Source organism: Brenneria goodwinii, from assembly GCF_002291445.1.
GTDB classification, from domain to species: Bacteria; Pseudomonadota; Gammaproteobacteria; order Enterobacterales; family Enterobacteriaceae; genus Brenneria; species Brenneria goodwinii.
This window is the reverse complement of the sequence record NZ_CP014137.1, coordinates 90,517-116,213: the sequence shown is the minus strand read 5'-3', so window position 1 is coordinate 116,213 and position 25,697 is coordinate 90,517. Positions and strand designations below refer to the sequence as shown.

General features: G+C 55.6%; 22 protein-coding genes. 14 read left to right on the top strand and 8 right to left on the bottom strand.

The window, feature by feature from the left end:
* Positions 1 to 47: 47 nt before the first annotated feature.
* Positions 48 to 1,295, top strand: a complete 1,248-nt coding sequence (locus tag ACN28R_RS00535; RefSeq protein ID WP_095833280.1) for a multifunctional CCA addition/repair protein — start codon at positions 48 to 50, stop codon at positions 1,293 to 1,295.
* A gap of 230 nt (positions 1,296 to 1,525) precedes the next feature.
* On the opposite strand, the gene bacA is transcribed toward ACN28R_RS00535, so the two are convergent.
* Positions 1,526 to 2,344, bottom strand: a complete 819-nt coding sequence (gene bacA / locus ACN28R_RS00530) for an undecaprenyl-diphosphate phosphatase (RefSeq protein ID WP_048637642.1) — start codon at positions 2,342 to 2,344, stop codon at positions 1,526 to 1,528.
* Between the two features lie 262 nt (positions 2,345 to 2,606).
* A complete protein-coding gene (gene folB, locus ACN28R_RS00525) occupies positions 2,607 to 2,960 on the bottom strand; it encodes a bifunctional dihydroneopterin aldolase/7,8-dihydroneopterin epimerase (RefSeq protein WP_095833279.1) in 354 nt (117 codons plus the stop codon).
* Positions 2,961 to 3,097: 137 nt separating this feature from the next.
* Between folB and plsY the strand changes: the two genes are divergently transcribed.
* Positions 3,098 to 3,712 carry a glycerol-3-phosphate 1-O-acyltransferase PlsY gene (gene plsY, locus ACN28R_RS00520; RefSeq protein ID WP_048637640.1) on the top strand — a complete coding sequence of 205 codons (615 nt, stop codon included), beginning with the start codon at positions 3,098 to 3,100 and terminating at the stop codon, positions 3,710 to 3,712.
* A gap of 179 nt (positions 3,713 to 3,891) precedes the next feature.
* Positions 3,892 to 4,422: an inorganic diphosphatase gene (ppa, locus tag ACN28R_RS00515; protein WP_048637639.1), complete on the top strand. Its 531-nt coding sequence runs from the start codon at positions 3,892 to 3,894 to the stop codon at positions 4,420 to 4,422.
* Positions 4,423 to 4,470: 48 nt separating this feature from the next.
* On the opposite strand, the gene ACN28R_RS00510 is transcribed toward ppa, so the two are convergent.
* The 3 genes from ACN28R_RS00510 to tamA are packed head-to-tail and all read right to left on the bottom strand — an operon-like array spanning position 4,471 to position 10,501.
* Positions 4,471 to 4,818, bottom strand: a complete 348-nt coding sequence (locus ACN28R_RS00510; RefSeq protein ID WP_048637637.1) for a gamma-glutamylcyclotransferase family protein — start codon at positions 4,816 to 4,818, stop codon at positions 4,471 to 4,473.
* 2 nt (positions 4,819 to 4,820) lie between these two features.
* Complete coding sequence (tamB, locus tag ACN28R_RS00505) at positions 4,821 to 8,783, bottom strand: autotransporter assembly complex protein TamB (RefSeq protein WP_095833278.1); 3,963 nt, start codon at positions 8,781 to 8,783, stop codon at positions 4,821 to 4,823.
* The gene (gene tamA / locus ACN28R_RS00500) at positions 8,780 to 10,501 is read right to left on the bottom strand and encodes an autotransporter assembly complex protein TamA (RefSeq protein ID WP_095833277.1); all 1,722 of its coding nucleotides are present in this window, start codon (positions 10,499 to 10,501) and stop codon (positions 8,780 to 8,782) included. Before tamA ends, tamB begins: the two co-directional genes overlap by 4 nt.
* Positions 10,502 to 10,832: 331 nt before the next feature.
* Between tamA and msrA the strand changes: the two genes are divergently transcribed.
* On the top strand, positions 10,833 to 11,471 hold the full coding sequence (gene msrA / locus ACN28R_RS00495) for a peptide-methionine (S)-S-oxide reductase MsrA (RefSeq protein ID WP_095835691.1): 639 nt from the start codon (positions 10,833 to 10,835) through the stop codon (positions 11,469 to 11,471).
* Positions 11,472 to 11,656: 185 nt separating this feature from the next.
* Positions 11,657 to 12,988 carry a polyamine export protein PaeA gene (paeA, locus tag ACN28R_RS00490; RefSeq protein WP_095833276.1) on the top strand — a complete coding sequence of 444 codons (1,332 nt, stop codon included), beginning with the start codon at positions 11,657 to 11,659 and terminating at the stop codon, positions 12,986 to 12,988.
* Between the two features lie 419 nt (positions 12,989 to 13,407).
* On the opposite strand, the gene ACN28R_RS00485 is transcribed toward paeA, so the two are convergent.
* Positions 13,408 to 13,614 carry a DUF1107 domain-containing protein gene (locus tag ACN28R_RS00485; RefSeq protein ID WP_145957950.1) on the bottom strand — a complete coding sequence of 69 codons (207 nt, stop codon included), beginning with the start codon at positions 13,612 to 13,614 and terminating at the stop codon, positions 13,408 to 13,410.
* 458 nt (positions 13,615 to 14,072) lie between these two features.
* Positions 14,073 to 14,816, bottom strand: a complete 744-nt coding sequence (gene cysQ, locus ACN28R_RS00480; RefSeq protein ID WP_048637631.1) for a 3'(2'),5'-bisphosphate nucleotidase CysQ — start codon at positions 14,814 to 14,816, stop codon at positions 14,073 to 14,075.
* Between the two features lie 211 nt (positions 14,817 to 15,027).
* On the opposite strand from cysQ, the gene ACN28R_RS00475 reads away from it, so the two are divergent.
* Complete coding sequence (locus ACN28R_RS00475; protein ID WP_095833274.1) at positions 15,028 to 16,980, top strand: bifunctional 2',3'-cyclic-nucleotide 2'-phosphodiesterase/3'-nucleotidase; 1,953 nt, start codon at positions 15,028 to 15,030, stop codon at positions 16,978 to 16,980.
* Positions 16,981 to 17,046: 66 nt separating this feature from the next.
* Here ACN28R_RS00475 and ACN28R_RS00470 read toward each other — a convergent pair whose 3' ends face one another.
* Positions 17,047 to 17,442 (bottom strand): DUF2502 domain-containing protein, encoded by a 396-nt coding sequence (locus tag ACN28R_RS00470; protein ID WP_048637629.1) that lies wholly within the window; start codon positions 17,440 to 17,442, stop codon positions 17,047 to 17,049.
* A 701-nt stretch (positions 17,443 to 18,143) separates the two neighbouring features.
* Between ACN28R_RS00470 and ACN28R_RS00465 the strand changes: the two genes are divergently transcribed.
* The 8 genes from ACN28R_RS00465 (at position 18,144) to ACN28R_RS00430 (ending at position 25,689) form a co-directional block, all read left to right on the top strand.
* Positions 18,144 to 19,313 (top strand): urea ABC transporter substrate-binding protein, encoded by a 1,170-nt coding sequence (locus tag ACN28R_RS00465; protein WP_197089021.1) that lies wholly within the window; start codon positions 18,144 to 18,146, stop codon positions 19,311 to 19,313.
* Between the two features lie 99 nt (positions 19,314 to 19,412).
* Entirely contained in the window at positions 19,413 to 20,276 is an 864-nt protein-coding gene (locus ACN28R_RS00460; RefSeq protein WP_095833273.1) for an ABC transporter permease subunit, read from the top strand.
* Positions 20,277 to 20,285: 9 nt separating this feature from the next.
* Positions 20,286 to 21,344 (top strand): branched-chain amino acid ABC transporter permease, encoded by a 1,059-nt coding sequence (locus tag ACN28R_RS00455; RefSeq protein ID WP_375153870.1) that lies wholly within the window; start codon positions 20,286 to 20,288, stop codon positions 21,342 to 21,344.
* Complete coding sequence (locus tag ACN28R_RS00450) at positions 21,341 to 22,063, top strand: ABC transporter ATP-binding protein (protein WP_095833272.1); 723 nt, start codon at positions 21,341 to 21,343, stop codon at positions 22,061 to 22,063. Before ACN28R_RS00455 ends, ACN28R_RS00450 begins: the two co-directional genes overlap by 4 nt.
* Positions 22,063 to 22,785, top strand: a complete 723-nt coding sequence (locus tag ACN28R_RS00445) for an ABC transporter ATP-binding protein (RefSeq protein WP_048637625.1) — start codon at positions 22,063 to 22,065, stop codon at positions 22,783 to 22,785. Before ACN28R_RS00450 ends, ACN28R_RS00445 begins: the two co-directional genes overlap by 1 nt.
* 56 nt (positions 22,786 to 22,841) lie before the next feature.
* The gene (locus tag ACN28R_RS00440; protein WP_095833271.1) at positions 22,842 to 23,834 is read left to right on the top strand and encodes an acetamidase/formamidase family protein; all 993 of its coding nucleotides are present in this window, start codon (positions 22,842 to 22,844) and stop codon (positions 23,832 to 23,834) included.
* Positions 23,835 to 23,900: 66 nt separating this feature from the next.
* Positions 23,901 to 25,067, top strand: a complete 1,167-nt coding sequence (locus tag ACN28R_RS00435) for a transporter substrate-binding domain-containing protein (protein ID WP_048637623.1) — start codon at positions 23,901 to 23,903, stop codon at positions 25,065 to 25,067.
* Positions 25,057 to 25,689: an ANTAR domain-containing response regulator gene (locus ACN28R_RS00430; RefSeq protein ID WP_048637622.1), complete on the top strand. Its 633-nt coding sequence runs from the start codon at positions 25,057 to 25,059 to the stop codon at positions 25,687 to 25,689. The genes ACN28R_RS00435 and ACN28R_RS00430 overlap by 11 nt, the downstream gene beginning before the upstream one ends.
* Positions 25,690 to 25,697: the final 8 nt, after the last annotated feature.

The following is a 25,697-nucleotide window of genomic DNA, read 5'->3' as shown; positions in this document are numbered from 1 at the left end:
ATGGTAATATGTCATGAATATGACGATACATTCACAGGAGCCCGACGTTGAATATTTACCTTGTCGGCGGTGCCGTGCGGGACAGTCTGCTTAATTTACCCGTGACCGAACGAGACTGGGTAGTGGTTGGCGCAACGCCGGAGCAAATGCTGGCTCAGGGTTATCAGCAGGTAGGAAGAGATTTTCCCGTATTTTTGCATCCGGTCAGCCATGAGGAATATGCGCTGGCCCGTACCGAACGGAAATCGGGCAACGGCTATACCGGTTTTGTTTGCCATGCGGCGCCGGATGTCACGCTGGAGCAGGATTTACTGCGCCGGGATCTAACCATTAATGCGATAGCCCGCACGGAACAGGGGGCGTTGATCGATCCCTATCACGGCCGCCGGGATTTGGAACATCGCCTGCTGCGTCATGTTTCCGACGCATTCAGCGAAGATCCGCTGCGCGTATTGCGCGTTGCGCGTTTTGCCGCCCGCTTCGCCAGCCTGGGTTTCCAGATCGCCGAAGAAACCATGGCGCTGATGCAAAAAATGACGCATGAGGGGGAGCTTGCCTACCTGACGCCGGAGCGTGTCTGGAAAGAAACCGAGAAAGCGCTCGCGACCCCGTCCCCGCAGGTTTATTTTCAGGTACTCAGAGATTGCGGCGCGCTTGCCGTGCTGTTTCCTGAAATCGATAAACTTTACGGCATCCCGGCGCCGGCCAAATGGCACCCGGAAATTGATACCGGCGTTCACACGCTGATGACGCTGGCCATCGCCGCCCGTCTCACCCCGGATGTTGACGTTCGCTTCGCCACCCTGTGTCACGATCTCGGCAAAGGTCTGACGCCGCCCGAACTGTGGCCGCGCCATCACGGCCATGGGCCGGCAGGGGTGAAGCTGGTTGAGGCGTTGTGCCTGCGCTTGCGTATTCCCAACCATATTCGGGATCTGGCAAAACTGGTCGCGGAATATCACGATCTGGTGCATACCGTTCAGGTATTGCAGCCCAAAACGCTGCTGAAGCTGTTTGACGCCCTGGATGTCTGGCGTAAACCGCAGCGGCTGGAACAGTTGGCGATCACCAGCGAGGCAGACGCCCGCGGGCGCGCCGGCTTTGAGGAAACCGCTTACCCGCAAGGCGACTATCTGCGCGAAGCTTTTCGCGTCGCGCGCGGCGTCACCAGCGCGGAAGTCGTTGCCGATGGTTTTCAGGGCATTGAGGTACGCAACGAACTTAATCGCCGCCGTAGCAAAGCGTTGGAGCGGTGGAAAGCGCAACAGGCGGATAACGCCCCGTCAGCGATATAAGCAAAAGCCGCGCCATGCGCGGCGAGGTTGATGACAAACCTTCCCAAACCCGTCATTCCCGCGTAGGCGGGAATCAGCCAATGGCTGTTTACGGTTTCAGCAGGATATTCCCGCCTACTACTGCGGGAATGACCGCGCTGGGGCCGTGAAGGATGGCAGAGGTATATTAGGGGCTTTGTCAACAGTCTGAAGCCGCGCCGCTGCGCGGCTTTTTTACTTTGCGAGCAGGATTACAGAAACACCATGTACACCGCCGCCGCGACGATAAAGCGATAAATCGCGAAAGGAACGAAAGAGATGCGTTTGATAACCTGCAAAAAGGTTTTAATCGCAATCAGCGCCACGATAAAGGCCGTAATAAAGCCCACGGCGAACATCGGCACATCGGCCAGCGACAGAAAATGCCAGCTCTTATAAAGATCCAGCACCGTCGCGCCCAACATCATGGGAACCGCCAGAATGAAAGAGAACTCCGATGCGGCATAACGGCTGACGCCCACCAGCATCCCGCCGGAAATCGTGGCGCCGGAGCGAGAAAAACCCGGCCAGAGCGCTAAACACTGGAAGCAGCCGATCATAAACGCCTGGCGATGAGTAATATCATCCAACCCAACCGCCCGCGGATGCCGGGGTTTCAACCATTCCGCCGCCAGTAGCAGGAAACCGCCGACCACTAGCGCGTACATGACATTTCGGGGTTCAAACAGCGATTTGATCACATCGTGAAAAATCAGGCCGAGCACCACAGCCGGAATCATCGCCAGCAGGATATGACTCAGCTTTAAACGCCCGGCGGTATGACCTTCATGCGGAACCTGACCGAAATGGATACCAATAAGACCAAACAGGCGGCGCCAGAACATCACGACGACCGCCAGAATTGAACCGAGTTGAATGATCACCTCAAACGTTTTTGCCTTGTCATCCGCAAACCCCAACCAATGACCGACAATAATCATATGACCGGTGGAGGATACGGGTAAAAACTCAGTAAGTCCCTCAACCACACCAAGAATAAATGCAATGAACAACGAATGCAGATCTGCCATCTAGAATCCTTGCTTCTTATTATTGAAACATAAAACCTTACACCATCCCCAAAACGCCTGAAGTATGCTTTAACGCCGCATCACAACGGCCCTTCGGGCGTTTTCGAACGTCGCTTGCGACGCCCCGTAAGGGTAGCGGGCTGGGATAGCCCGCCATAAAAAAGCGGCTGCGCTGCTTAGCAAGCCGCTATACCCGCTTTATAGACCCTTCAGGTTACTGTTTCGTTACGTACAGCGCAGCATTATTTAAGCAAAATCGGATTTATCGCGTCCCGCGCTCAATAATTACGCCGACCTGCCGCGCCTGCGCCACCGCGCCCGGCTTGCAAACCTTAATGCGTAACCAGGGGATGGAGAAACGCCGCATAAGCATTGTCGCCACCTCTTCCGCGACGCGTTCAACCAGCGCAAAGCGCTGTCCCGCCACCAGCGCAATCACCGCCTCGCTGACGTCGGCGTAGCTCAGGCAGTCGTTAACGTCATCGCTTCCCGCCGCCTGACGGTTATCCCAACCCATTTCGATATCAAACACCAGCTTCTGCTGGATGGTCTGTTCCCAGTCGTAAACACCAATGGTGGTAATTACGGTAAGTTCCTCAATAAATACGATATCCATCACGCCATTCTCTGTTTTTGTCGTTGTCGGATACCACTTCCGACGGAATATGCGTATTATCCACAGATGCAAAGAGTAAAACGACCCTTATTAAACGTCCTTTTATTGAACGTCTTTCTATTAAACGGAACCGCGTTATGAGTGCTACCGCGCTTGGTATGATATTAATCGCGTATCTGTGTGGCTCCATTTCCAGCGCGATTCTGGTTTGTCGGATCGCCGGGCTGCCGGACCCTCGCGAGCATGGCTCTGGGAATCCCGGCGCCACCAACGTATTACGTATCGGCGGGAAATCCGTCGCTGCCGCCGTACTGATCTTCGACGTATTAAAAGGCATGCTGCCCGTCTGGGCGGCGTATGCGTTGGGCGTTCCCCCGCTATACCTAGGTCTGACCGCTATCGCCGCCTGTCTTGGCCATATCTATCCGGTGTTTTTTCATTTCCAGGGCGGCAAAGGCGTCGCCACGGCGTTCGGCGCCATCGCGCCAATCGGCTGGGATCTCACCGGCCTGATGACGGGAACCTGGTTGCTTACCGTGCTGCTGAGCGGCTACTCGTCTCTGGGGGCGATTATCAGCGCGCTGATTGCGCCGTTCTATGTCTGGTGGTTCAAGCCGCAGTTCACGTTCCCTGTCGCCATGCTCTCCTGTCTGATATTGGTGCGTCACCACGACAATATCCAGCGTTTATGGCGCGGGCAGGAAAGCAAAATCTGGAACAAACTGCGTAAGAAAAAAAGTTCGGCCGACTAAGACCTCTTCATCCTTCGCCATTCCCGCCGCCGCAGGAATGGTCGGTGTACAACACTGCCCGGTCAATCAATACTGGCCTATCTCCAGCCACTAGAAGGCGCTAAAAATCGGGGACATTAAGCGCGTTTTGGCTATAATGACCGCCACGCCATTTCAGGTTTGAAGAGAAGGAAACCGACATGAGTCTGAACAATGTCCCGGCAGGCAAAGATCTTCCGGAAGATATCTATGTAATTATTGAAATCCCCGCTAATGCCGATCCGATCAAATATGAAGTTGATAAAGATAGCGGGGAGCTGTTTGTAGACCGCTTCATGTCTACCGCCATGTTCTACCCATGCAACTATGGTTATATCAACCATACCCTGTCGCTGGATGGCGATCCGGTTGACGTACTGGTGCCGACCCCGTATCCGTTGCAGCCGGGCGCGGTTATCCGTTGCCGTCCGGTCGGCGTACTGAAAATGACTGACGAATCCGGTGAAGACGCCAAACTGGTCGCCGTGCCGCACAGCAAGTTGTCTAAAGAGTACGATCACATCAAAGACGTCAACGACCTGCCGGAATTACTGCGTGCGCAGATCACCCATTTCTTTGAACACTATAAAGATCTGGAAAAAGGCAAGTGGGTAAAAGTCGAAGGCTGGGATAACGCCGAAGCCGCCAAAGCGGAAATCGTCGCCTCTTTCGAACGCGCCAAGAAAAAATAAGACTGGCTGACAGCACGATCAAAAACGCCGCATTACGCGGCGTTTTTTTTATGGTTCTTCTTCACGCTGCAGCCAATCCCCGCTGGGGATAAGCGGCAAGCCCGCCACCGAATGCTTATATAAATAGATCCAGGCGTTCCCCAGCGGGGTGCCGATCAGCTCACGCCGGTATTCGTGACCATCTCGCTTCAATGCATCCAGTTCCGCCAGTATCGACGAACTGATGCGATAGACTTCGCCGTAAATCTTCCCATCGCCGGGCACTACCGCCGGATAATGGCCGAGGTTATACAACTCGAATCCAGCGAGTTGACAATCCCCCAACCATTGGGCGTTAGTCATCCAGTGACTGTTTCCCTGTTTGCGTCGTAAACTGCCATAGACAATAATTCGCATCGCTAGAACTCAAACTGATAGAGCACATCTAATGCCTGATCGAGACCAGACACCGCTTCCAAGTATAGCTTTGGCATCAAGCGGTAACGCAGCGTTAACGTTGCCAAAGAATCAAATATGCCAACACCATATTTAACTTGCAGGCCGGGAAGAACGTAACCGCTGACAACCACTTGAGAACTATCGCCAGCGCCCTGTGTATCCAGAGCTAAATTACTTACCCCAAAGGCCTCGCCGATTTTACCCACAACTTGACCACTTTGTGCAACCCCTAAACCAATAAGCATTGATGTCATTGCCGAACTATCGGCGCCGCTGCTGTCGAGACCCTCGCCTCTGAGCAAATATGACAACGCTTCTTGCTGCGACATGCTCGGATCGGAGAACACCTCAAGTTTGGGCGCGCTGGCCATACCGGTGACGCGAACGCCGGCGGTTACGTCATCCGCCGTATTGTCGGGATTACGCACGGCCTCAATATTGAGTATCGGCTGATCCGGCGGGCCGGAAAACAGAATCTGCCCTTTTTGCACGATAAGATCCTGCCCGTAGGCTTTGAAGCGGCCGGAAGGTATATTGACCTGTCCATTGATCCCCAGCCCGCGCTCATCCTGTATCATTTTCAGGTCGCCCTGCAAACGGGCCCGCAGCCCGTAGGCATCCAGCCGGACATCGTCACCGATACGGATGGTCAGATTGCTGTTGATCGGGATGGAAGTCGAGGCTTTCTGCAGCGGCTGACGATTGGCATCCAGCATCACTTCATCTGACGAAACGCCCACCGAGCTCTCCGGCAGTTCGTTGACCACAATACGCGCCCAGGGAATATTGACCGAACCGTTTAACGCGAACAACTGCGGCGTGGCCTCAAACACGATGTCCGGCGAAACATCCAGACGCGCCATCGGCGGAACGGTTACCCGGATCTTATCCCCTTTGGCCGCAATGCTGGCCCGCCATGCGTCCGGTTGCGCCCAATCAGCATTGCCGCTCAGGTTTAGCTGCCCGTTATCCGTTTTCAGAAAACCCTGCATGGTTGAAGACATGCCGCTGAAATTTACCGCCAGTTGGCCATTGGTCAGATCGATCGGCATCCAACTGCCATCCAGATCAAACTGCTCCAACGCAATCTGCCCGAATATCTGCGGGCGCTCCGCATTCCCCGACAGACGCAAATTGGCATTCAGCATGCCTGTGGCTTTTTCCCCTTGTTGCAACACCGGGGCAAGCAATGCCAGAGAAATGTTATTGATAGCGATAGTGCCGCCAAGATTGCGTCTTCCCTGCGGATCGGTAATCTGCACATCGCCGCTGAAACGGCCGTTATCGCGGATGGCGATGAGCCAATCCAACTGGGCGCGGCCACGATCGATGCCGGCATTCAGGGTTAGCGTATCAAATGCGATCGGCAGCGTTTTACCCTGCACCTGCTGGCGGACATTAACGCCGTTGCCGGTCAACGTCACTTTCGCCTGCGGCAAGCCCTGCCCTGGCTGCCAGCTCACGTCGGCTCCCCCGGAGAAGGTTCCCGCCAATACGGTGTCTTCCCCCAGGAAAGGCTTGAGCATGGCTAAATCGAAACGGTTTAATCTGATACTCGCCTGACCGCTCGCCCCGGCTTCAATGGTTCTTGGCACGCAGAGTTCGGCATTGGGATTACGCCAGCAATGCGCGCCAATACTGATTTTTTGCTGAAGATTCTGGTAATCCAGCGCCATCGACGGCACCAAACGCCACTCGCCGACCGGCGTATCAAACCGGGTATTATTCAGTGTGCCGCGCCAGCGCTGCGTCTGCCGATCGAAGCTGCCGGACAGCGCCAACTGCCCCGATACCGGCTCGCCTTCCATATTCAAGCGCAACTGATGCTGCTGCTCATTGCCGTCGGCATTCAGCGTCAGCAAGCTGATATCCAGCCCCTCCTGGTGCAGCTGTTCCAAACGCACCGCCAGCTTGCCCTGGATCTGCTGTTCGGAACGTATATCGCCATCCACTTTAATGCGGTTAATGGTCATCTCCTGCCAGCGCAGGCCGGATGCGGTGAGATCCGCAAGAACCTGCGGTTCACGCAGGTTGCCGCGTAATTTCAGCGTACCGGCGATTCGCCCGGCCAGACCAGGCAGCGCGCCGTTAAGCGACGGCGCATTGATATCGGCATCCAGTAGCCACTTATCGCTCAGTTCGCCCTTAACGTTGAGTTGGTTGACGCCCAGCGCCAGATTAAGCCCCGGTATTTGCCACTGGCCGGCGGCGTTTCCTCGCAGTTCGCCTCTGGCGGACAGCTTGTTCTGCTTCACATTGCCATCCAAGCGCAGCTCCGGCACCTGTAACTGCCAGTTGCCGCCATACAGACTGCCGCGCGTGGTCACCTTGCCGTCAATTTTCGCCGGCCAGTCCGGCCACTGTTTCGCCGTATTGATGCCGCTCAATACCAGCTCGCTACGCCAACTGATGGCCTTACTCCAGTCCACCACGGCGCTCAGATCGGCATTGCCCTGCAGGGCGGACAATCGCAGACGCGTCAGGTTAAATTGCTGCGCATTGCCGTTTCCGTCCAGCGTCAGCGAGGCGGGCGGCAAATCCACTCCGCGCACATCACTGCGTAGCGAAAGGGTGTAATCCGTGGCCTTGCCGTTCAACTGCATTTGCAGGTCGTTCACCTGATACTGCGGCTCTCCGGTTAACGGCCAGCGCACCCGATCGGTTTGCAGCGTAAGCGCCAATGGCAGACCCGCTTGCGCCAGTTCGGTTTGCAGATTTAGCTGCGCCCGCTGCGGACCGGACAGATTCAACGCAACATTCAGTTGTTCGCGCAATCCGCCGTCAACGGTAAGTTTGAGTTTTTCCCCTTTCAGCGGATCAACATTCAATACGCCGTTGGCGGTGAAGGAGACCGGCCAGTTATCGCTGAGCGTTACGCTCCCGCGCACATTCAGCCCGCCCTGCGGCGACTGCACGACAAACTTGTCCAGATCCAGGCGCTGTTCCCGCGTTGAAGCCTGGATCCACAGATCGGAGATCAGGATGTCCTGATCGCCCGTTAGCCGCAGTTGTTCACCATGAATTTCCGCGATGTTCAGATCCAGCGGCAGGGTAAATTGCGGCAAATCGGGCAATAAAGGTTTGGAGAACAGCGCGGCTAACCGCTCGCCGAGCGGCTGTTCCGGCTGAGTGGAAGCCGCATCGCCTGCGGAAGCGGACTTCTGCGCCGCACTGCCGTTATCCGCGGCGGCCGTCTCGTCCGGCGACGTTTTGGTACCGGATAGCGTCTTATTAATCTCAATCGGCTGAGCCGTTCCGTTCTCCATCGACGCGCGAACGTCGGCGGCGGTCTCTTTAACGGCCGCCGCCACTTCCGCCGCCGTCACTTTGCCATCTTCAAGCACATCGACAGGGGTTTTCGGCAACGCGACCAGCAAGGCGTCGATTTTGGTTGGCAGCAGCGTCAGCATCCGTCCTTTCCACGTCATACCGGTACGGAACTCGCCAAGAGAGATGGCCATATCGTCCACGGCGACATGAACGTTGGTTAACACCAACTGATGCAAGTCGATGGGAAACGGCGCGGATATTTCGGTCAGCGGCTCGCTGGGCGCCGGCGCCTCTTCTGAAACCGGCAACGATTTGCTATCCACGGCCACGTCAATATTTCGCGCCGACACATCGTTGATGCAAAGCTGACTGCGCAACAGACAGCCAGGCGCCAGCGACAAATGAAACTCGTCGGCTTTAACCGTAACGCCCGGCATTTGATAACGCATATTCTTCAGCGTCAGATCGCGCCAGCCGCCGTTGACGCCGGCAATCTCCAGCCCGGGCACAAAGCGCGCGGCGCCATTCAGCAACAGATGCAAACCCGGCGTCGTTCCCACCAGCAACACGAGCGTTATGAGTAATAACAACAGGAAAGCGAGAAGGCCAATGCCAATTTTTTTTATCAGACTCGCATTTTTCAACAACATCATAGCTCGGGTCCCAAAGCGATATAGAACTGCACGTCATGTTTCTCTGGATCGCCAATCGGCGTCGCAAGGTCAAATTTCACCGGACCAATAGGAGATGCCCAGCGAACGCCGACGCCCGCACCGGTCTTAAAGTCATTCTGTTTGATATCGTTGACGGCTTCGCCTGAATCCACGAACACCGCCCCCCACCATTTTCCCGTCACGTTGTATTGATACTCCAACGACCCGGTGGCCAGTTTGGACGCCCCGGTCAATTTATCGTCGCTGTCACGCGGCGAGATGGATTTGTACTTATAGCCGCGAATGCTGCGATCGCCCCCGGCGAAAAAACGCAGGGACGGCGGAACACGTGAAAAGCTGTTGGTTTCGATCCACCCCAGATTGCCGCGCGCGACAAAACGGTGCTTGTCCGCCAGCGTTCTGATCCAGACGTTTTGCGCCTGCAAAACGACGAAATCGATATCCGATCCCCACAGGGTATCGGAAACATCGATAGAGTAACGCTGGCTGTCTCCCCATACCGGCATCAACCCGCCCCGCTGACGGGTACGGTTAATGCTTACGCCGGGATAGATCAACATGGTGGTGTCCGTCACGCTGCCCTGCGTAAAGTGATCGAGACTCCAGCGCAAATTGACCGCCCGCTGCCAACCGCTGGACAAATCCCAGTAACGCGCCACGTTCAGCGTGGTTGAGTCAGACCGCGTATCATTGAGATCTTCGCGCTTGAAGCCGCCTTGCAGCAGGTAATACTGTTCTAACGGATTTTTCAGCAGTGGAATTTTATAGCTAAAATCAAGGGATTGCTCAGGAGCGGATACGCTGAGGCTGCTTTCCAGACTATGTCCGTAGGCGTTGATCCAGGGCTTGTTCCAGGTGGTCTTGAAACGCGGCCCGACGTCGGTCGCATACCCGACCCCGGTTTCTATACGGTTACGGGTGCGGGGAGTGACGACCGCATCCAGCGGCAGAGTTTTGGTCGCTTTCGACTGGCTGAAATCGGGCGAAACCACCACTGAATTAAACCATCCCGTGGCTGACAAACGACGGTTAAACTCGCCAAGATCTTCGCTGCTGTAGGCGTCGCCAGAATGAAAGGGCACCAGATTTCGCAGGTACTCCTCACGGATTTGCGATCCCTGAAATTTAATTTCGCCAAAACGGTAACGTTCACCGCTGTCGAAATCGATATCCCAGAAGGCTTTTCGCTCTTCCTGTACCACGCCTAACTGGCTCTGCAGAAAGTGGGCATCGAAATACCCTTTACGCAACGACAACCCATTCAAAGAGTTTTTAAAACCGTCGTAATCGCCATGATTCAGCACGCTGCCGACGGCAGGCGTATCCTTCGCCACAATTTGCTGATAATCCTTGTCATCATGGGCGCCGCCGCGCAGAACAATATTCACATCAGCGATTTTTACCGGTTCGCCGGGCGTGACGTTGGCAATCAGAACCGGACGCCCGCCGTTGACCGCGGGGCGAAAGTCAAATGTAATCTGCGGATCGTAATATCCCAGAGCGCGCAATCCCTGACGGATCGCATCATCGACGCGCGAGCGGAAACGGCCATCGGCATTGATTTCATCGGCGGCGATCGTGGATAAACGCGCCCGCACATTCTTTTGCAGCGCGCCGTCCAATCCAACGACTTGCAAACGCACATTGGCGGCAAAACTGGCGGAGGGAAATAACAGTACGCACAATAAACTCCACATAAGGCGATGTGGCGTGCGGAAGCCTGAATGGCTGTTTTTTTGTCCCGTGGAAATAGTCACTTAGCTCCCTGATAACCTTGTTCTATCACATCAAGTATATCGTTTAATATTACGTTACGCAGATAAACACCATCTACCCGCAACGCTAGCAGGAAATATTAATATTTTCCTTTAGCTATAGATTTTAATCGGTAAATTCTAAAATGCAGCGTTACAAGTGAACATAACCTTAACATTAAACATCTATAGGTTATAAAGACAGGGTAAAACTTCTCGGTTATGCTTCAAAAGACACAACGTGATTTGTAACGCCGGAGCGCAAAAAAAAGTGATAGATAACGTCGATAAAACACAGCGAATTAAGCAATCAGAAGCCTTGCCGGGGCGCATAACGCCGATGCCGGTCGCCAGATTGCATGCCGTTAGTGAACATTCCATGACCCATGTGCCGGATCATATGGAGGTCGCCATCTTTGCGATGGGATGTTTTTGGGGAGTCGAACGTCTTTTTTGGCAACAACCCGGCGTCTACAGCACGGCCGCCGGCTATACCGGAGGCTACACCCCCAACCCCACCTACCGTGAAGTTTGCAGCGGGAAAACCGACCATGCCGAAGCGGTACGCGTAGTGTTTGATCCCAATGTCATCACTTATCGCCAACTCCTGCAGCTTTTCTGGGAAAACCACGATCCCGCGCAGGGCATGCGCCAAGGCGGCGACATCGGCACCCAGTATCGCTCTGCGATTTATACGCTCACGCCCGAGCAGGAAGAGGCGGCCCGCGAGAGTTATCAGCGTTTTCAACAGGCGATGAAAGACAACGGCGATACCCGGACCATCAGCACGGAAATCGTTCCCGCCGGCCCGTTCTATTACGCTGAAGATGAACACCAGCAGTACCTGCATAAAAATCCGCAAGGTTACTGCGCACTCGGCGGTATCGGCGTTTGTCTCCCCCCTCAGCGCTGAAATATGGCAGTAAATTCACCACTCCTGTTATAATCGCCGGTATACCCAATAGCTCCCAATATGCTGGGTATATTAAAAATTTGGGCTGGTTCCCCAGCCCTGTTAACGGCTTCTTGTGCGTTATTTAAGATAATTTGCCTTTCTGAGGATTGCCTTTCCCATCTCCGGGTCAAAGCGAAAACATTATGTTAAACAGTCTACTACTCATTATTCTTCTTATTGCCCTTAGTGCATTTTTTGCACTGTCAGAAATCTCGCTGGCCGCGTCCCGTAAAATAAAGCTCAAACAGCTGGCCGATGAGGGAAACCTCAACGCCGATATGGTATTAAAATTTCAAGAAACACCCGGTATTTTCTTTACCGTCATACAGATTGGCATCAACGCGGTCGCCATTCTGGCCGGTATTATCGGCGATGCCGCCTTTTCGCCAACGTTCACGCTGCTATTTGAACAATTCATGTCGCCGGAATCGGCCGACAAAGTCAGCTTTATCTGCTCGTTCGTACTCGTTACCAGTCTGTTTATTCTGTTTGGCGATCTCACCCCGAAACGCATTGGCATGATTGCCCCCGAAGCCGTTGCTATCCGTATTATCAATCCTATGCGCTTCTGCCTGTTTATCTTCCGCCCGCTGGTCTGGTTGTTTAACGGCCTGGCGAACGTCATTTTTCGGCTGCTCAAACTGCCGATGGTGCGTAAGGATGACATCACCTCTGATGATATTTACGCCGTGGTCGAAGCCGGCGCTTTAGCAGGAGTGTTGCGCAAGCAGGAGCATGAACTGATCGAAAACGTGTTTGAGCTGGAGTCGCGCACCGTGCCCTCTTCCATGACATCGCGCGAAAGCGTGGTATTTTTTGACTTGCATGAAGAAGAAGCGCAAATCAAGGAGAAGATTGCCCAGCAGCCGCACTCTAAATTCCTGGTGTGCGACGGCCACATCGATCAGATTATCGGCTATGTCGACTCTAAAGACCTGCTGATCCGGGTGCTGGGCAATCAGAGCCTGGAGCTGCACAGCGGCGTGCAGATCCGCCCTGCGCTGATCGTACCGGATACGCTGACGCTGTCCGAAGCATTAGAGAGTTTTAAAACGGCGGGGGAAGATTTTGCCGTTATTCTGAATGAATATGCGCTGGTGGTCGGTATCATCACGCTTAACGACGTGATGACCACGCTGATGGGCGATCTGGTCGGCCAGGGAATGGAAGAGCAGATCGTCGCGCGCGATGAAAACTCCTGGTTGATCGAGGGAGGAACGCCGATAGAAGATGTGATGCGCGCCCTGTGCATCGATGATTTTCCCCATGCGGGCAATTATGAAACCATCGGCGGATTTATGATGTACACCCTGCGTAAAATCCCGAAACGCACCGATTTCGTGCGTTTCTCCGGTTTCAAATTTGAAGTGGTGGATATCGACAGCTATAAAATCGACCAGTTGCTGGTCACCCGTCTGGAGAACAAACCGGTTTCAGCCACCGCCAGCGAAGCGAAAACAGAAGAGAAAAAGTAACCTTTTGGGGGGTAAACCACTCCTAGCCCTGTCTCTTAGTCACATTTTTATGCGGATTCAGAGACAGTTTCGTGCGCGATAAAGCCGCCATTTTCATGCTACCTCGTAGCACGCGCCCGACGCATGGCGCTCAAGCGCCGCCGCCCTGCGAACCCCGGCTTCCGGCTAAATTATGCCGCTGCGCGGTGCCTTCGGAAGTGGAACGCTCTTACCGAACCGCCAGTGACGCGTTCCCGACGCGGCACTGGCTTGAACCGCATCCCTGCGGTTCATTCGGGAGCCTTCCGCTTCCTCAGCATAATTTTTTACGCCGGTGTAACGGCCAACCCCGTCAGAATCCTTACATTTGTGTACTAGACAGTGCCAAAGGGGGAGGCGCTAACAATATGCCCCTGCGAAGGGACCGGGTGAGCTTAATCTCAGCCCACCTCAGCCTGTAATCGGATAACCTGACGGTTCACTTCAGACATTACCAGCAAATGCTGTTTGTCTTGTTTCTTGGGCAATAAAATTTTGCCGTAATCGAATTCAAAAGCACCAACGCCTTTAATATACAGCCGCCCGCGGAACAGAATTTTCACATACTTGGCAACCTTCATAGGATTGTAACGTTCGAAGATCCTCATCGTTGTACTCTCCTCCCATCTTCTTGTTTTACGCGCTTCCTCTAGCCGACAAGGCAAAGAACTCTGAGCGCTAATGAAATAATGGATACTGATAAGTTAGTTCTATTAAACGCCATTTAGTTCCGCGCTGAACAGTATCATTAACTGCTTTTACACACTTTTACAGAGCGGTATTCAAATATTTCACCCACAATTAGTGTAAATATTCAAAAAAAGCCGTACTCGCGTTTTGTACATACCGACATGGCAGAGTCGATCGATTGCCGAATCCAGGCGGATTTTGCGGTCACATTAAGCGGTCGGTGGCTAATCTACTGAACGGACATGACAAAACGAAGACAGCGATTCCCCCTTTCGCCACGCCTGAGCAAAAGAGGCCGTTTAAGGAAAAAATGACGGGGTAAATGCAGCAGGGGCGCCCTGCTGCATAAAATGACTCGCGGAAAAACAAGAAGCGATCAGAACAACGATACGCGGAAACCCGGGTTCAGGAACGACTCGCGCGGGGCATAAGACAGCGGTTTCCCCTGCCAGTCATTGACCTGCGCGCCGGCCGCCACAGCAACCGCGTGCCCGGCGGCCGTATCCCACACATTGGTGGGTCCGAAACGCGGATAAAGCTGCGCCTTCCCTTCCGCCACCAGACAAAATTTCAGCGACGATCCGATAGAAACCGTCTGGTGATCGCCCAATTGACTGAGGTAATCTTTCAGTTCCTTATCATCCGCATGGGAACGGCTCACCACCACCAGCGGCGGACGCGCGTCATGCACGGCGATCTGTCGGCGCTCTCCTTTTTCCTCTTTCCACGCCTCCCCGTCCGCAGCGGCATACATCACATCGGTCACCGGGACATAGACCACGCCCAACACTGCCTGACCGTTATCAATCAGCGCGATATTCACCGTAAATTCGCCATTACGTTTAAGGAATTCTTTGGTGCCGTCCAACGGATCAACCAGCCAATAACGCTGCCAGCGCTGCCGCTCCGACCACTGCGGGGGATCCTCTTCAGACAGCAGAGGAATATCCGGGTATGCCGCCGCCAACCCGGCTTTAATCACCCGATGCGCGGCCAGATCGGCGGCGGTCACCGGGGAATCGTCTTTCTTATGCGCCACCTCAACCGGCTGATGTCCGTCATAAACCTGCATGATGGCATCCCCAGCATCACGGGCCAGTTGGCAAATATGTTCCAGCATTTTCTACCTCATCGTTATCGGTTATGCCGTGGAACGGATAACCATCCGCCGCCACACATGCTTGCTCCATATCTATCATTATACAACGCTGAAACAAACAACGATCGGGCCGTCATTTTATGAGTACCTTCATATTTTCCAGTGATGTTTAACCATAGATTCATCATTATATGAGATATACCGCTAATAACAGCCGCAAAGGAGTCAAGTAATGAAGCATTCGCTGGCATTAAGCCTGCTTGCTATGTTGGTCGCCGCCACCGTTCATGCCGCTACCGTTGATTTGCGAATAATGGAAACCACCGATTTGCATAGCAACATGATGGATTTCGATTACTACAAAGATACGCCAACCGATAAGTTCGGTCTGGTTCGCACCGCCAGCCTGATTCATGCGGCCCGCGCGCAAGCGGCGAACAGCGTACTGGTCGATAACGGCGATATCATCCAGGGCAGCCCGTTAGGCGATTACATGGCGGCCAAGGGGTTAACAGAGGGGGAAGTTCATCCGGTCTATCAGGCGCTTAATACGCTCGATTATTCCGTGGGGAACATTGGCAACCACGAATTCAATTATGGTCTGGATTATCTGCATAAGGCGCTGGCCGGCGCCAGATTCCCCTACGTGAACGCCAACGTGCTGGACGCCAAAACCGGCAAACCGCTGTTTACGCCTTATCGCATTGAAGATAAATCGGTCGTCGACCGTGACGGCAATGCCCATCGGTTACGCATCGGCTATGTCGGTTTTGTTCCGCCGCAAATACTGGTATGGGATAAAGCCAATCTGTCAGGCAAAGTGACGGTCGAAGATATTACCGAAAGCGCCAAAAAGTGGGTGCCGGAGATGCGCAAGCAAGGCGCCGACCTGGTGGTGGCGATCCCCCATTCCGGCCTCTCCGCCGAACCTTACAAAGCCATGGCGGAAAACTCCGTCTACTATCTCAGCCAGATTCCGGGCATTGACGCCATCATGTTCGGCCACGCTCATGCCGTCTTCCCCAGCCGGGATTTCGCCGCCATAAAAGGGGCCGATATCGCTCAAGGCACGCTTAACGGCATTCCGGCCGTTATGCCGGGCCAGTGGGGCGATCATCTTGGCGTGGTGGATCTTACGCTGAACAATGACGGCGGCGCATGGCGCGTCGAGACGGCCAAAGCGGAAGCCAGACCGATATACGATCAGGCGCAGAAAAAATCGCTGGCGGCGGCAGACGCCGGTCTGGTGGATGTGCTGTCCGCAGCACACCAAAACACCCGCGACTTCGTCGGCAAACCGATTGGTCAATCGGCCGATAACATGTACAGCTATCTGTCGCTGATTCAGGACGATCCGACAGTGCAGATCGTCAATAACGCCCAGCGCGCCTATGTCGAATATTTTATTCAAGGCGATCCCGATCTGGCCGACCTGCCGGTGCTGTCCGCCGCCGCGCCCTTTAAAGCCGGTGGCCGCAAAAACGATCCGGCCAGCTTCGTTGAAGTGGAAAAAGGCCAGTTAACCTTCCGTAATGCGGCGGATCTTTACCTTTATCCCAACACGCTGGTGGTGGTGAAAGTGAAAGGTCAAGAGGTGCAGGAGTGGCTGGAGTGCTCGGCGGGCCAATTCAATCAGATTGACGTTCACCATACCGGCCCCCAGAAATTGCTCAACTGGGACGGTTTCCGCACCTATAATTTCGATGTCATCGACGGCGTGAACTATCAGATTGACGTCACTCAGCCGGCCCGTTATGACGGCGAATGCGCCTTAATCAACGATACCGCGCACCGCATCAAAAACCTAACCTTCAACGGTAAAGCGATCGATGCCAATGCAACCTTCCTCATCGCCACCAATAACTATCGCGCCTATGGCGAGAAGTTTGCCGGCACCGGAGAAAAACGAGTCGCCTTTGCCTCGCCGGATGAAAACCGCGCGGTACTGGCCGCCTATATCAGCGCGGAAACGAAAAAATCAGGGGAAGTGAAACCACAGGCCGATAATAACTGGCGGCTGGCGCCAATCAGTAGCGACACGCCGCTGGATATTCGTTTTGAAACCTCGCCGTCGGATAAAGCGGCGACGTTTATCAAAGAAAAAGCCCAATATCCAATGACCGCCGTCGGTACCGACGATGCGGGATTTGCGGTTTATCGCCTCGATCTGCAACACGGCAGGTAAATTGCGGGCGGGACGCCGCATGAAACAAAACCGGGAGCCTGCCGGCTCCCGGTTGTTCACATCCGCTTAGTGCCGATCGGGACCGCGTCTGTCGCCCCAGCCCGGCCCCGGCCCACGCCGGGAATCGCGATGCGCATGATGTTTATCAAAATCGCGCGGACCGCGATCGAAATGACGAGGCCCGCGGTTATTTTCGCGCCACCAGCCAACGTCTCGCCAGCGCCAGCCGTCCCAATAGTAGCCATGCCGGTTACGCTCACCACGGTGATAACCCCGGTGTTCACGCCACCAGCGTTCGCTGCGCCAGTCATAGCCGTCCCAGTAATAACCGCGACGGTCACGGTCACCGATATTCAGCGTGACGCCGGGCATTAAGTCGATACTGACGCTGCTGGCCTCTGTCGCTGGCGTCATGGCGAACATCCCGACTAACAGCGTACTTATTAACAGTGGTTTAAACATAGGGTGACTCCTCCCTTGCCGCTATGGCGGATAGGCGAAGATATACGGGGATTTCCTAACGGCCACTATCAGATAAATACCTATTTTCATGGATTTACAGTTCTTAACAATGGGTCCACACAGCAGCGGCATGATTGACCGAAACGTTCGCCGGTAATTTCCACGCAAGGTTAGTGAGGATAAAAATATAATAATGGCCCCCAATACCGGGCGGAATCCTCGTTATCCAGCCGTGGGCGGAAAATTTTTCTTGTGTCTTATCCAGTGCATTCTATTAACAATAATCATCTCTTATTGCGATTAACGACGCCCGCGAAAATAAAATAATAGGGATATTTTATAAATAACCAGACGTTAGCAATCTGTCGGCAGCGGCCGGCAAATCGCACGAAATTTGTGCAGGCGTGCGCAATAACAGTGCGATGTCATATGTTTTTACTATATGATTTATATTGAAAAATTAACCATTGACAACACTTTGATTTGCTTTTTATAGTGACATCCACTCTCCGCAAGGCCGCCAATGATGTCGGTTTGTGGTGAAGGCAATAGAGCCCACGCAAAGTCTTCGGACTATGCAGGGCTCTTTTTTTTTGCTTCTTTCCAGACCAACGCCAGGGGTATTTATGTCCAGAACAAAAGGTAATTACGCCGCGCTGACACTTGCTATCGCCTCCGCATTTGCCGTGACCTTTTCAGGTATGGCGTCCGCCGCAGATGAACCGATAAAGATTGGCTTACTGGAAGACGCTTCCGGTAATTTTGCGCTGCCCGTTATTCCCAAGATCCACGCAACCGAATTAGCGATTGAAGAAATCAATGCCAAAGGCGGTATCCTTGGCCGTCCGGTTGAATTGATAAAATATGATACGCAGTCCGATAATACCCGCTTTCAGCAGATGGCCCGCCGTTTAATCAGAAACGATAAGGTCGATGTTATTTTCGGCGCCTTTTCCAGCGCGTCGCGCGAAGCCATCCGGCCGATCATGGATCGGGAAAAACAGCTCTACTGGTACAACAACCAGTATGAAGGCGGCGTATGCGATACCAATGTCTTCGTTACCGGCGCGGTGCCCGAACAGCAGTTCTCCACCCTCATCCCCTGGATGATGGAAAAATACGGCAAAAAGGTTTACACCATTGCCGCCGACTATAACTTCGGTCAGATTTCGGCGGAATGGGTGCGCCAGATCGTCGAAGAAAACGGCGGCACCATGGTCGGCGAAGAGTTTATCCCGCTCAGCGTCTCTCAGTTCGGGCAAACCATTCAGAATATCCAGCAGGCCAAACCTGACTTTGTCATGACGCTGCTGGTGGGCACCAACCAGTCTTCCTATTACGAGCAGCAGGCGGCGGCAAAACTCAATCTGCCGATGGCCAGCTCCGTCAATGTGGCCCAGGCCTACGAGCATAAACGCTTCAAGGCGCCCGCGCTGAAAGACATGTACATTACCGCGAATTACATGGAAGAGGTGGATACGCCGGCCAGCAATGACTTTAAGCAGCGCTTCCGCGCCAAGTTCCCCAATGAGCCTTACATCAATCAGGAAGCGGCCAACGCTTATGACGCCGTCTACCTGTATAAACTCGCGGTTGAGCGCGCCGCCAGCACCGATCAGGTTGCGGTGCGCAACGCGCTGGAAAGCGGGGATATCTGTACCGACGGCCCGTCCGGCAAGGTCTGTATCGATCCTAAAAGCCATCACCTGAGCCATACCATCTATCTGGCCCACGTCAAAGAAGATCACTCCGTCGAGATCCCCAAAGTCTGGCCTGACATCAAACCTTACTGGCTGGGCGAGGCGGGCTGCAATCTGCCGGTGAAACCGGATACCAGCCAGTACACGCCGTCTAATCCGCCCAAACCATAACCCGGCGGTTTACGGTCAGGAAAGCGCCAGCCAAACGGCGTTTTCCTGGAGTGATTTCTTTCTGACGGTGTCGCGCAGGGCACCAGGGATTAACAGCAGATGCTCTCCTTTATTTACTCGGTGATTTATCAGTTCGGCGACAACTTTGCCTATCTGGTGCTCGCGGCGCTGGGGCTGGCGGTGATCTTCGGCATGATGGGGGTCATCAATTTGGCGCATGGCGAGTTCATCATGTGCGGCGCCTACGTCACGATCTCACTGAACAAGTCCGGTCTGCCGCTGCCGCTGGCGATGCTGGCCGGTTCACTGGCCGCCGCGTTCGCCGGCGGGGTGATTGAACGGCTGGTGGTGCGTCATCTATACCATCGGCTGTATGACTCGGTGGTGGCGACCTGGGCGATCAGCCTGATCGTGCAGCAAAGCATGCTATTGCTGGCCGGCCCGTCGCTGGAGGGGCTGTCCACGCCTTTCGGCTCCTTTACGCTGGGCGGATACTCCTTCGCCACCTACCGGGCGCTGTTGCCGCTTTTCGCCATCGCCATCCTGCTGCTGTTGTACTGGCTGTTCTTTCATACCAATTACGGCGTCTGCGCTCGGGCCACCATCCAGAACGCCCGCATGGCGGCCTGCCTGGGACTGGAAACCGACCGTCTCTATACCCAGACATTCGCGCTGGGCGCCGGACTGGCCGGTCTGGCCGGCGCCATCTACGCGCCGACGCTCACCGCCGTGCCCACCATGGGCAGCAGCTTTATCGTGCAGGCTTTTGTCTCCGTGGTGGTCGGTGGCGCCAACGTTCTGGTCGGCACCATTCCCGCCGCCATGACGCTGGGGGCGATCCAGACCGGCCTGAACGCCTGGTACGGACAACTGGCCGGCCAGATCGGTCTGCTGCTTACCGCCATGCTGGTCATCCGCCTGCTGCCGAACGGGGTAGGCAGCCTGTTTACCCGTCATCGCTAGGAGCCGACAGTGACCTCATCATCCATCAACTTATCCATCCGCCCGGCGGGAAAACGTCAGCTCGCGCCATGGGCCGCGGGCCTTATCCTGCTGGCCGCGCTGTTATTGCCGCTCGGCGTCGACAGCGGCACGATCGGCGATTTCGCCTACTTCCTGCTGTGGACGTTCTGCGCCATCGGACTGGCCGCCATGTGGGGCCACGGCGGGATCCTCTCCTTCGGCCAGACCGCCTTTTTCGGCCTGGCCGGCTACGCCTACGGCGTGCTGACGCTGAATTTCGGCGATGGCGTGCTGTCCACCTGGTCGGGATTGCTGCTGGCGCTGTTGCTGGCGGCGGCCGTCGCGGCGGCGCTCGGTTACCTGATGTTTTACGGCGGCGTGACCGGTATTTTCATCGGTATCGTCACCCTCTCTTTTACGCTGGTGCTGGAAACCTTTATGTCGCAGACCGCCGGACCGCAGTGGACTATCGGCAGCGCCCGGCTGAACGGCTTTAACGGCATGTCCGGCATGCCGCCGCTCTCGCTGCCCGGCCCGGACGGCGAACTGCTGGCGCTGGAAGGCAACGCGTTCTATTACCTGATTATCGTACTGCTGGCGCTGGTCTACTGGGGCGTACGGCGTTTATTACGCTCCGGTTTCGGCCTGACGCTGGCCTCTATCCGCGAAAACCCGCGGCGGGCGGAAATGCTGGGCATTGATATCCGCCGCTATCAGTTGCTGGTTTTCGTGCTTGGCGGCGTGCTGTCGGGGCTGTCCGGCGTGCTCTACACCCTGTGGGGATCCTATATCACGCCCTCTTCCATGGGGCTGACGGCCGCGGCGATGCCGGTTATCTGGGTCGCGACCGCCGGACGTAAAAACATCTTCGGCACCATCGTCATTACCGCCCTGCTGGTCTGGCTCTCCCAGTGGCTGGCGGTGTACGGCAGCGAATACGCCATGATCCTGCTGGGGGCGATCCTGCTGTTCGTCGTGCTGGCCGCGCCCAACGGTATTCTGCCGTGGCTGGGCGATAGGATACGCCGCATGATGCCGTCCGAACGCAACGCGGAGGACGCCCGATGACCCCGGACATCATTCTGGAAACACAGGGGCTGGACAAACGCTTCGGCGGCGTACAGGTCATCAATCAGGTCGACATGCAGATCCGTCAGGGGGAAATCCGCTGCGTCATCGGCCCCAACGGCGCGGGGAAAAGCACCTTCTTCAAGTTGCTGACCGGCGAGCACACGCCAACCAGCGGCGAGATCCGCTTTTTCGGCCAGCGGCTTAATTCACTGTCGCCGTTTCAGCGCATTCGCATGGGGATGAGCATCAAGTTTCAGATCCCGGGCATCTTCCCCGATCTCAGCGTCGAACAGCACCTGCAACTCTCTCTGCGCCATCTGCGGCCGGAAGTCCGCCACCAGCCGGCAAGTATTGATGAACTGCTGCACCGCTTCAACCTGACCGGGGAATCTCGCCGACTGGCCGGCAACCTGTCGCATGGGAAAAAACAGTGGCTTGAAATCGCGATGGCGGTTTCGCTGCAACCCGTGCTGCTGATGCTGGATGAGCCGGTCGCCGGGCTGTCGGTGGAAGAAACCTATCTGACCGGCGAACTGATCAAGCAGATGCGCCAGGACGGCCTGACCTTGATGGTGGTGGAACACGACATGACCTTCATCCGGCAGATTGCAACCCGGGTGACGGTGTTGCATGGGGGGAGGGTGTTTGCCGACGGTGAAGCCGAGGCGGTGCTGGCCCAGGACGACGTGGCGGATATCTATTTGGGGAAAGCCTGATGAACGACGACGTATTAATGCAGGTGAATGACATCACCGGCGGCTATGGCGGCGGGCTGGTGCTGAATGGCGCCACGCTCCGTCTGCATAGCGCGGAAGTGCTGGGGGTGATCGGCCGCAACGGCGTAGGGAAAACCACGCTGATGCGTTCGTTAATAGGAGCGGTTGCCGTCAACCAGGGGCAAATTCTGCTGGGCGAGACGGACATCACCCATGCCACGCCGCAGCGCCGCGCCCGGTTAGGCATCGGCTATGTGCCGCAGGGGCGCGAAGTGTTCTCCGGGCTGACCGTGGCCGAGAATTTGCAAGTGGGGATGCAGTTCGTACGCGAGCACCGGGAATTCGCCAACGACCTGCTGGAACGGGTGCTGGACTATTTCCCCATCCTGCGCCAGCGCTTGAAGCAAAAGGCGGGCACCATGAGCGGCGGCGAGCAGCAGCAGTTGGCGATCGCCAGAGCACTGGTCGGCTCGCCGAAAGTTTTGCTGCTGGATGAACCGTCGGAAGGCGTACAGCCCTCCATCGTCACCATTATCGCCGACACGCTGGTGCGTATCGCCCGTGAGCTGCGGGTCGCCGTAATCCTGGTCGAGCAGGATATCGCCATGATCCAGCGGGCCGCCCAGCGTTGCTGCGTGATGGATAAAGGCCGGGTAGTCGACACCCTGAACCAGCAGCAACTGTCCGACGATCTGCTGATGCGCCGCCATCTGGCGCTGTGACTTTAGCCCTCGCCGCAAAAACGGCGCGGAATGATTTTTTCGCGGAGGAATACACAATGAAGAAATGGCTGGAAGATTCCATCATGACCCAACGCGGGGTGGGCGCGCAGCGTCAGCCGGTCACGCATCATCTGACCGAAGAGATGCAGCAGGCGTTTCACTACACCATCGGCCCCTACTCCACCCCGGTATTAACCATTGAGCCCGGCGATCGGGTGATTGTCGATACCCGCGATGCGTTTGAAGGCGCGATTAAGTCCGAACAGGACATTCCCAGCCAGTTGCTGAAAATGCCGTTTCTCAATCCGCAGAACGGTCCCATCATGGTCAATGGCGCGGAGAAAGGCGACGTACTGGCCGTGTACATCGAATCCATGCTGCCCAGGGGCGAAGATCCGCACGGCATTTGCGCCATGATCCCGCATTTCGGCGGCCTGACAGGCACCGACCTGACGGCGCTGCTCAACGATCCGCTGCCGGAAAAAGTGCGGCTGATCAAGCTGGACAGTGAAAAAGTCTACTGGAGCGAACGCCACACGCTGCCTTACAAACCCCATATCGGCACCCTGAGCGTATCGCCGGAAATCGACTCCATCAACTCGCTGACGCCGGATAACCACGGCGGCAATATGGACGTTCCCGATATCGGCCCCGGCAGCATCACCTATCTGCCGGTGCGCTCGCCGGGCGGACGGCTGTTTATCGGCGATGCCCACGCCTGTCAAGGCGACGGCGAAATTTGCGGAACGGCGGTGGAATATCCTTCCGTTACCACCATCAAAGTGGATCTGATCAAGAATTGGTCCATCAGTTGGCCGCGCATGGAAAACGATACCGCCATCATGAGCATCGGCAGCGCCCGGCCGCTGGAAGACGCCACCCGCATCGCCTATCGGGATCTCATCTACTGGCTGGTGGAGGATTTCGGTTTCGAACAGTGGGACGCTTACATGCTGCTGAGCCAGTGCGGAAAAGTCAGACTGGGAAATATGGTAGACCCGAAATACACCGTCGGCGCGATGCTCAACAAAACGCTGCTGGCGCATTAATGATTCCCGGTATGGCGGCGAATGCGCGCCGGGGTAAGTTTCGACACTAATATTAAGCGAGTCCATATGGGGCCGGCCACACCAATCAATATCGGTTTACTCTACTCGTCCAGCGGCGTGACCGCCGCGCAGGAGCAATCGCAGCTGCGCGGGGCCACCCTGGCCATCGAAGAGATCAATCAGGACGGCGGCATCAACGGCCGCCCGCTACAGGCCATTCATCTTGATCCGCACTCCGACAATGCGCGTTTCCGGGCGTTGGCGGAGCAGTTGATCGTCAACCATCACGTCAATGTGATCTTCGGCGGTTACACCTCCAGCAGCCGCAAAGCCATGTCCCCCATCGTGGAGAAATACCAGCGGCTGCTGTTTTACTCCCAGCTATACGAAGGGTTCGAATTCTCCGAAAACATCTTTTACGGCGGCGCCGCGCCCAACCAGAACTGCGTGCAACTGGAGGATTACCTGACCAGCCATTTCGGCGCCCGGGTCTATATGATCGGCTCCCGTTACGTTTTCCCTTACGAATGTAACCGCAATATGCAGGAACTGCTGTTGCAGCGGGACGACGGCGCGGTGATCGGCGAACGCTATCTCGATCTCAATGCGCCGTATGAGGCTTTTCTGCCGGTACTGGAAGAGATCCGCAAAAAACAGCCGGACTTCATTTTCAGCACCGTCATCGGTCAGACCGTCCCCTACCTTTACCGCGCCTATCATGAGGTGGGGCTCGATCCCGAACGGATGCCTATCGGCAGTCTGAATACTTCCGAAACCGAAATCGCCATGATGGGCGCCGAACTGGCGGCGGGACACTTCACCTCCTCGCCCTATTTCCAGAGCCTGCAAACCCGCGCCAACCTTGCCGCGCTGGATAAATTTCATCAGATGTTCGGTCCGGGCCTGACCACCGATATGAACTGGGAGGCGACCTACAGTCAGGTACATCTGTTCGCCAACGCCGTGCGGGAATGCGGCAGCGATGCCATTCCGTGTTTATCCGCCACGCTGCGAGGCAGCGAATTCGATGCGCCGCAGGGCCGAATCAGGATCGATCCGCTGAACCAGCATACCGGGGTTTATCCGCGCATCGGCAAGGCCAACGACGCCGGGCAATTCACCATCGTACGGGAATCGCGTCACATCGTGGCGCCCGATCCCTATATGACCAACCAGGTTCAGGGAGACTGGGTCACCAAACTGACAAAAGTGGAGTATCCCAATGCGCCGTAACGACTCCCGCAACAGCACCACCGCTCTGCTCCTCAGCCGGGGGATCCGTTGTGTGGTCCTGCATCCCAATGATGAAGATGGCGAAACATTGACTCGTCATCTGCGACGCATGGGATTTAAAGTCAAGGCGTTCTGGCCGATCCCGGAACAGCTTCCCGCCGATACCGATCTTATTTTCTTCGCTCCGCAGTCAGACCAGCCGGAACCGGATGTTCCCTGGCTGGATCACGCTCGCCACGCCCTGATTTCGGTCATTGCTTATGAAAACCCCACGTTCATCGATCAGGCGCTGAACATGGGCGCCGGCGCCACCATCACCACCCCGATCCGCGCTTCCGGCCTGCTCTCTTCAATGGTACTGGCGCTGCACCATCGGCAGCAGCGCCGGCAAATGATGGAACGCATTGAACGGCTGGAAAAGAAGATGCTGGGGATCCGTCAGGTTAGCGAAGCCAAAGCGATATTGATGCGTATGCACGGCATCAGCGAGGAACGCGCCTACGAAATTCTGCGCCATCAGGCGATGGATAAACGCATCACGGTAGAGGAGATGTCCAGCGTACTGATTCAGGCTAATGATGTGTTTTCCCTAACCGCGCCGGTCAAAAAACTTCCGGAATGAGTTTTTGA

What these genes read in the sequence shown, in the direction of transcription:
- bacA (WP_048637642.1), bottom strand. Translation starts at nt 2,344, where the DNA reads ATGGCAGATCTGCATTCGTTGTTCATTGCATTTATTCTTGGTGTGGTT.
- folB (WP_095833279.1), bottom strand. Translation starts at nt 2,960, where the DNA reads ATGGATATCGTATTTATTGAGGAACTTACCGTAATTACCACCATTGGT.
- plsY (WP_048637640.1), top strand. Translation starts at nt 3,098, where the DNA reads ATGAGTGCTACCGCGCTTGGTATGATATTAATCGCGTATCTGTGTGGC.
- ppa (WP_048637639.1), top strand. Translation starts at nt 3,892, where the DNA reads ATGAGTCTGAACAATGTCCCGGCAGGCAAAGATCTTCCGGAAGATATC.
- ACN28R_RS00510 (WP_048637637.1), bottom strand. Translation starts at nt 4,818, where the DNA reads ATGCGAATTATTGTCTATGGCAGTTTACGACGCAAACAGGGAAACAGT.
- tamB (WP_095833278.1), bottom strand. Translation starts at nt 8,783, where the DNA reads ATGATGTTGTTGAAAAATGCGAGTCTGATAAAAAAAATTGGCATTGGC.
- tamA (WP_095833277.1), bottom strand. Translation starts at nt 10,501, where the DNA reads ATGTGGAGTTTATTGTGCGTACTGTTATTTCCCTCCGCCAGTTTTGCC.
- paeA (WP_095833276.1), top strand. Translation starts at nt 11,657, where the DNA reads ATGTTAAACAGTCTACTACTCATTATTCTTCTTATTGCCCTTAGTGCA.
- ACN28R_RS00485 (WP_145957950.1), bottom strand. Translation starts at nt 13,614, where the DNA reads ATGAGGATCTTCGAACGTTACAATCCTATGAAGGTTGCCAAGTATGTG.
- cysQ (WP_048637631.1), bottom strand. Translation starts at nt 14,816, where the DNA reads ATGCTGGAACATATTTGCCAACTGGCCCGTGATGCTGGGGATGCCATC.
- ACN28R_RS00475 (WP_095833274.1), top strand. Translation starts at nt 15,028, where the DNA reads ATGAAGCATTCGCTGGCATTAAGCCTGCTTGCTATGTTGGTCGCCGCC.
- ACN28R_RS00470 (WP_048637629.1), bottom strand. Translation starts at nt 17,442, where the DNA reads ATGTTTAAACCACTGTTAATAAGTACGCTGTTAGTCGGGATGTTCGCC.
- ACN28R_RS00465 (WP_197089021.1), top strand. Translation starts at nt 18,144, where the DNA reads ATGGCGTCCGCCGCAGATGAACCGATAAAGATTGGCTTACTGGAAGAC.
- ACN28R_RS00460 (WP_095833273.1), top strand. Translation starts at nt 19,413, where the DNA reads ATGCTCTCCTTTATTTACTCGGTGATTTATCAGTTCGGCGACAACTTT.
- ACN28R_RS00450 (WP_095833272.1), top strand. Translation starts at nt 21,341, where the DNA reads ATGACCCCGGACATCATTCTGGAAACACAGGGGCTGGACAAACGCTTC.
- ACN28R_RS00445 (WP_048637625.1), top strand. Translation starts at nt 22,063, where the DNA reads ATGAACGACGACGTATTAATGCAGGTGAATGACATCACCGGCGGCTAT.
- ACN28R_RS00440 (WP_095833271.1), top strand. Translation starts at nt 22,842, where the DNA reads ATGAAGAAATGGCTGGAAGATTCCATCATGACCCAACGCGGGGTGGGC.
- ACN28R_RS00435 (WP_048637623.1), top strand. Translation starts at nt 23,901, where the DNA reads ATGGGGCCGGCCACACCAATCAATATCGGTTTACTCTACTCGTCCAGC.
- ACN28R_RS00430 (WP_048637622.1), top strand. Translation starts at nt 25,057, where the DNA reads ATGCGCCGTAACGACTCCCGCAACAGCACCACCGCTCTGCTCCTCAGC.